This is a genomic window from Williamsia herbipolensis, from assembly GCF_000964005.1.
GTDB classification, from domain to species: domain Bacteria; phylum Actinomycetota; class Actinomycetes; order Mycobacteriales; family Mycobacteriaceae; genus Williamsia_A; species Williamsia_A herbipolensis.
In genome coordinates, this window is the sequence record NZ_JXYP01000041.1 from 88,564 (window position 1) to 94,691 (window position 6,128).

At 69.1% G+C, this 6,128-nt stretch carries 7 protein-coding genes and 1 pseudogene; 3 read left to right on the top strand and 5 right to left on the bottom strand.

The window, feature by feature from the left end:
* Positions 1-6: 6 nt before the first annotated feature.
* On the bottom strand, positions 7-468 hold the full coding sequence (locus tag TU34_RS21450; protein WP_045824945.1) for a hypothetical protein: 462 nt from the start codon (positions 466-468) through the stop codon (positions 7-9).
* A 136-nt stretch (positions 469-604) separates the two neighbouring features.
* Between TU34_RS21450 and TU34_RS21455 the strand changes: the two genes are divergently transcribed.
* Both TU34_RS21455 and TU34_RS21460 read left to right on the top strand, forming a co-directional pair.
* Positions 605-1,132, top strand: a complete 528-nt coding sequence (locus tag TU34_RS21455; protein WP_045824946.1) for a peptidylprolyl isomerase — start codon at positions 605-607, stop codon at positions 1,130-1,132.
* A gap of 155 nt (positions 1,133-1,287) precedes the next feature.
* Entirely contained in the window at positions 1,288-2,010 is a 723-nt protein-coding gene (locus tag TU34_RS21460; RefSeq protein WP_238981426.1) for a rhomboid family intramembrane serine protease, read from the top strand.
* Positions 2,011-2,028: 18 nt separating this feature from the next.
* Here TU34_RS21460 and TU34_RS21465 read toward each other — a convergent pair whose 3' ends face one another.
* Positions 2,029-2,514, bottom strand: a complete 486-nt coding sequence (locus TU34_RS21465; protein ID WP_045824947.1) for a PH domain-containing protein — start codon at positions 2,512-2,514, stop codon at positions 2,029-2,031.
* 80 nt (positions 2,515-2,594) lie between these two features.
* Positions 2,595-2,885, bottom strand: a complete 291-nt coding sequence (crgA, locus tag TU34_RS21470) for a cell division protein CrgA (protein ID WP_045824948.1) — start codon at positions 2,883-2,885, stop codon at positions 2,595-2,597.
* A gap of 183 nt (positions 2,886-3,068) precedes the next feature.
* On the opposite strand from crgA, the gene TU34_RS21475 reads away from it, so the two are divergent.
* On the top strand, positions 3,069-3,764 hold the full coding sequence (locus TU34_RS21475) for an aminodeoxychorismate/anthranilate synthase component II (RefSeq protein ID WP_238981427.1): 696 nt from the start codon (positions 3,069-3,071) through the stop codon (positions 3,762-3,764).
* An 11-nt stretch (positions 3,765-3,775) separates the two neighbouring features.
* On the opposite strand, the gene pknB is transcribed toward TU34_RS21475, so the two are convergent.
* Complete coding sequence (gene pknB / locus TU34_RS21480) at positions 3,776-5,680, bottom strand: Stk1 family PASTA domain-containing Ser/Thr kinase (protein ID WP_045824949.1); 1,905 nt, start codon at positions 5,678-5,680, stop codon at positions 3,776-3,778.
* Between the two features lie 3 nt (positions 5,681-5,683).
* Positions 5,684-6,128, bottom strand: a pseudogene (locus tag TU34_RS24050) (hypothetical protein); the annotation flags it as partial.

The following is a 6,128-nucleotide window of genomic DNA, read 5'->3' on the forward strand; positions in this document are numbered from 1 at the left end:
TACAAGCTACTCGGCGCGGGCGGAGTCGTCGCCGGCCGACGTGGGGACGTCCTCCACCCGCGGCGGGTGCGCGGCCACCGGGGGCGGCGTGCGTCGGCTCGACCGCAGGGCGACAGCGGCGGCACCGCCACCGGCCACCACGGCGATGCCGAGAACGATCAGACCGGTACGTGCGCGACGCGACGGGCTCTTCGAGGCGCGCACCGACGGCAGGCGCGGCGTCGGTACCGACGGCAGCGAGGGGGTCGGCACGGAGATGCGCGGGATCGAGGGACCCGAGCCCGTCGTCGCCGAGCCCTTCTTCGCGGCACGACGGGCCAGCAACCGCGAGGTGATCATCCGCACCGGGGTCGACCACGGCGCCACGTACCCCAACGCGGCCGAGCCGACCGCCGATCGCACCGGGTGCTGCGAGCCGGTCGCGGCGTGCGCGAGGCCCTTGTCTCGATCATCTGAGGTACCGATCACGGCAGCCACCTCTTCCCGTCGACCTGGCTGTCGACCTACGTCGCCGCCCGCGGATGCGGACACTGTGTGACACCACCCTGCCAGGCCCGTGCGAACCGCGAGACGCCGCCACGGGTGCGGGTGGCACCATGGAGGGGTGAGCACACCACAGAAAACCGCGACCGCGACCCTGCACACGAACCAGGGCGACATCGTCATCGACCTCTTCGGCAACCACGCGCCGAAGACCGTCGAGAACTTCACCGGTCTGGCCACCGGCAGCAAGGACTACAGCCAGCCCAACGCCTCCGGCGGCAACAGCGGCCCCTTCTACGACGGCGCGATCTTCCACCGCGTGATCGACGGCTTCATGCTGCAGGGCGGCGACCCCACCGGCACCGGCACCGGCGGCCCCGGTTACCAGTTCGGTGACGAGTTCCACCCCGAGCTGTCCTTCGACCAGCCGTACCTGCTGGCCATGGCGAACGCCGGCCCGGGCACCAACGGCTCGCAGTTCTTCATCACCGTCACCAAGACGCCGCACCTCAACCGCAAGCACACGATCTTCGGTGTGGTCGCCGACGCCGACTCGCAGGCCGTCGTCGACAAGATCGCGACCGTGTCGACCGACCGTCGCGACAGGCCGCTCGACGACGTGATCATCGAGAAGATCGAGATCAGCTGAACCAGTACCCACCGCCGCCGGGGTATCAACCCCCGGCGGCGGTCTGTGTCCGCCACCCCGACCGGCCGACAGGCCTCGCCTGCAGCCGGTGCGGGCGCCCGGCGTGTCCGCAGTGCCTGACACCGGCGGCCGTCGGACAGCACTGCGTCGACTGCGTGCGCCAGGCCGGCGGCAGTGTCCCCGCCGCCCGCATGATGGGCGCCACCCGCCCCCTCGTCACCTACGGGCTGATCGCGATCAACCTCGTGATCTTCGTGCTCACCGCCGCCCAGGCGCACAGCGCGTCGAACATCGGGCCCGGGACCTCCCGCGTCTTCTTCGACGGCGTCCTCTTCGGACCCCTCGTCGAGCAGGGCGAGTACTGGCGCCTGTTCACCTCGGGGTTCCTGCACTTCTCGGTGATCCACGTCGGTCTGAACATGCTGACGCTCTACATCCTCGGTCGCGATCTCGAGATGGCGATCGGGTCGAAACGCTTCCTCGGGATCTACGTCACCGCGTTGTTCGGCGGCAGTGCGGCGGTCTCGGTGTTCTCCCCCGACGCGGCGACGGCCGGAGCCTCCGGCGCCATCTACGGAGTCATGGGCGGGCTGCTGGTGGCCGTGTTGCGCGCGAAGCTGCCCGCCGGCCAGATCGTCGCGTTGATCGCGATCAACATCGTCATCTCGCTGTCGATCCCGAACATCTCGCTGTGGGCGCACCTCGGGGGCCTCGCTTTCGGTGCTGCCGCCACGGCAGGCGTGCTCATGGCGCCCCGATGGGTGCTGCCCGAGGGACGACGCACCGCGGCGGCCGCGAGCCGCGTGGGCTGGGGCTCGATCGTGGTGCTCACCCTGCTGGCCATCGCGATAAGCGCGGTCGCGGTCGCGGCCGTCTGACTGCGGAACACCCTGCGGCTACGAGTCCTCGGGGTCCCCGGTGCGGTACCGCAGGTCTTTGCTGTCGGTGACGTCGTGGCCGAGATCGGCCAGCGCCTCGGCGACGTCGGCGGGCGCCGCGCCCAGCTCCCAGCGTCCGAGGATCACCAGTCTCTCGTCCCCATCGGATTCGGTCCCGTCGACGATGTCGATCTCCAGGTTGGGCACGCGCCGCCCGAAACGCGGATAGCTGACGACACGGATCCGTGCGATCGCCTCCCGCGGATGGGTGCGCCGACCGGTGACGGTGCGGATCGTGAGCGACTCCCGCGTGGCGGACAGGCGCGGACGGATCAGCAACGATGACGCACCGAGGGCGATCAGCAGGAGCCCGGCCACACCCATGATGACCAGGCCTGCGGGATCCGAGCCGGACAGCGCGGCGGCGGCCAGGAGCACCACGCCACCGACGGTCAGTGCACAGCCCACGGGCACGGGTGTGGCCCACGACGACGAGTTGTCCACAGCCTCTATCCCCAATGTGGATGAATTACACACATGTCATTCCCCAGGTTGGGGACAAAACTCTGTCGACGTCAGAGACGTCAGCGCCATTTCATGGTCATGAGGAGCCCGGTGATCATGAACCCGAAGCCGATGAGGAAGTTCCAGGCACCGAGGTTGTACATCCAGTGCAGGAGCTTGCCGTCGCCGCCGAGACTCGACGGTGTCGCGACGAGGTAGAACACGATCAGCCAGGCCAGGCCGATCAGCATGAGGCCGAGCATCGCGGTCACGTAGATCTGGCTCGACGGACCGGCCTTCACCTTCACCGGCGTACGGCTCGCCGGGTTGATGGTGTAATCGGTCTTCTTCCGGACTTTGGACTTCGGCATGTCTTCCTCGCTGTGAAACCTCGGTCGGCCGCGCTCCTCGCGGGGGCGCATCGGGGGCGACTCGATGGGGGTCGGTGGTGCTCGCGGATTGGGTGTCCCCACGGTATCCCACCGGCCGTTTCGGACCGATCACGCCGAGAAACCGATGTGAGACGCGACTGTCTGCAGCGGTACCGTGACGGCGTGAGCACTCGCAACGGTGGACCGTCGGCCTCGGTCCCGTCGGTATTGGTCCCGTCGGTATTGGTCGTGGACAACTACGACAGCTTCGTCTACAACCTCGTGCAGTACCTGGGGCAGCTGGGCGTGACGGCGACGGTGTGGCGCAACGACGACGGGCGTTTGGCCGATCTCGACGCCGTGGCCGAGCAGTTCGACGCGATCCTGCTCAGTCCCGGGCCGGGAACGCCGCAGCGCGCGGGCGCCACGATGCCGCTCGTGGCCGTCGCGGCGCGCACCGGGACACCTCTGCTCGGGGTGTGTCTGGGGCACCAGGCGATCGGTGCGAGTTTCGGCGCGACGGTCGACCGCGCCCCGGAACTGCTGCACGGCAAGACCTCGACGGTGTTCCACGCCGCGACCGGTGTGCTCGCGGGACTGCCCGATCCGTTCATCGCCACCCGCTACCACTCGCTCACCGTGGTGCCCGAGACCATCCCCGACGAGCTGGTCGTGACCGGACGCACCGAGACCGGCATCGTGATGGCGATGGCACACCGGGACCTGCCGATCCACGGAGTGCAGTTCCATCCCGAGAGCGTGCTGACCCAGGGTGGGCACCGGATGCTCGCGAACTGGTTGCGGCTCAGCGGCTTCGAGATCTCCGAGTCTCTGGTCACGCGTCTCGAGGAGACGGCGGCCGCCGCCATCGGCGCCTGAGCGCGCGCGGTTCAGCCGGGCAGCAGGCTCGCCTGGCCGACGACGACGTTGATCGCCCCGTTGTTGTTGATCAGCGAGTTCGCGGCGGGCTGCTGCGAGATGACGCGGTTGGCGTCCGGTGACCCGAGTCCCACGTTGCGCGGTGTCTGGTTGAGGGTGGTGTCGCGCCACCCCGCGGCGGTCAGGGTGTCGATGGCCTGCTGCACCGTCTTGCCGGTCAGGTCGGGCATCCGGAACTGGTTGCCGCGCGAGACGGTCACCGTCACGGTGCTGCCCTCGTCGACCTGCGAGCCCGCCGCGGGGCTGCTGGAGAGCACGGTCCCCTCGGGCTGATCGGAATCGGCCTCGGTGATCTGGGTCTTCAGCTTGAGCTGTTCGAGGGTGCTCGTGGCCTGGTCAGAAGTCTGACCGGTGAGCGTCGGCACGGACACACGGCGCGGTCCGGTGCCGATCTGGACGGTGACGGGGGTGTTGACCGCCTGCGAGGTCCCGACCGCGGGTGACAGCCCGGCGACCTTGCCGCGGAGCTGGTTGGTCGAGGCGACGTTGCCCTGTCGGACGTCGGTGAAACCGAGATCCGACAACGCCTTGCGCGCATCGTCGTAGGTCCTGCCGGTGAGGTCGGGCAGGTCCTGACGCACCGGACCGGTCGAGATGTAGAGGGTCACCGACGAGTTCTTGTCGGCCCGGACCCCCTCCGACGGCGCGGTGCGGGTCGGGCTGCCCGACGCGACGTCGTTGCTCGACTCCTGGAGCCGGTTCACCTTGAATCCGAGGCCCTCGAGCGTCGAGCGCGCCTCGGCGGCCGACATCGAGGTGACGGCGGGAATGGCGATCTGGTCGTCGGACGAGTCGGCCCACGGACGGGTCAGCAGCAGCGCGACGAGCACGATCACCGCGACCACGGCGGCGCCGATCGCGAGGATCTTCGGCATCGCACCGCGACGGCGGTCGTCGTCGTCGGGTTCGGGCCGGCGGTGCGAAGTGGGACCGACCCGCGTCGATCGCGCGCGCGGCATCTGCTCGATGACACCGGTCTTGTCCTCGTCGGAGAGCAACATCGGCGCGCTGGGTCGGCCACCGGCGAGCACCTTCATCAGGTCCGACCGCATCTCGCCCGCCGACTGGTAGCGGTTGGCGGGATTCTTGCTCATCGCCTTGAGGATCACCGAGTCGAGCTGCGGTGGGATCTCGCGACGGATGCTGGAGGGGACCGGCGGGTCCTCCCGCACGTGCTGGTAGGCCACGGCGACGGGGGAGTCGCCGGTGAACGGCGGTTCTCCGGTGAGCAGCTCGAACAGCACGCATCCCATGGAGTACACGTCGCTGCGCGCGTCGACGCTCTCGCCGCGGGCCTGCTCCGGTGAGAGGTACTGCGCGGTGCCGATGACCGCCGACGTCTGGGTCATCGCGCTGCTGGCGTCCGACATCGCGCGCGCGATGCCGAAGTCCATCACCTTCACCGCACCCGACTTGTCGATCATCACGTTCGCCGGCTTCATGTCCCGGTGCACGATGCCGTTCTGGTGCGAGAAGTCCAGTGCCGCAGCGACATCGGCCATCCAGGTCATCGCCTGCCGAGGCGACACGTGGCCCTGGGCGCGCAGCACGTCGCGCAGGGTCTCGCCGTCGACGTACTCCATCACGATGTAGGGGATGGGCCCCTCGGGGGTGTCGGCCTCACCGGTGTCGAACACCGACACGATCGTCGGATGGTTCAGCGCGGCCGCGTTCTGCGCCTCGCGGCGGAAGCGCAGATAGAAGCTCGGGTCCCGCGCCAGGTCGGCACGGAGCACCTTGATCGCCACGTCGCGGTGAAGACGCAGATCACGCGCGCCGTGCACCTCGGACATACCGCCGAACCCCAGCGTCTCACCGAGTTCGTAGCGGTCGGACAGGTGGCGAGGAGTCGTCATCTGTCACCTCTCCGCGTCGGTGGGCGCATTGCGATCGAGCCCGTCCGGGGTCTGGCCGCCATGGTAGTTCTGGCCCAGACCGGGGATCAGCGAGCCGAGATCGGGCAACAGTCCACCCGGCGTGGTGGTCGTGGTGGTCGTCTCCGGGGTCGTCGTGGTCGTGGTCGAAGGCGTTGTCGTGGTGGTCGTCGTCGTTGTCGTGGTGGTCTCGTCGGTGGTGGTCGTCGTCTCCGGGGTCGTCTCCTCGGTGGTGGTGACCACCGACGAGGACGACGGTGCCGGGGTGGTGCCGCTGCCGCTGTCGTTCGTCGCGAGCCAGTAACCGACGAGGCCCAACGCGGCGAGCAACAGCAACACCGCGACCGCGGCCAACGCCTTCTGGCCCCCGGTCCAACTCCCGTTGTCGGGGGCGGGTGCCGCAGGGATCGGGCGCCGCGAGGTGGCGGTG

Coding starts and splice junctions, on each gene's coding strand:
- crgA (WP_045824948.1), bottom strand. CDS start 2,885: ATGCCGAAGTCCAAAGTCCGGAAGAAGACCGATTACACCATCAACCCG.
- pknB (WP_045824949.1), bottom strand. CDS start 5,680: ATGACGACTCCTCGCCACCTGTCCGACCGCTACGAACTCGGTGAGACG.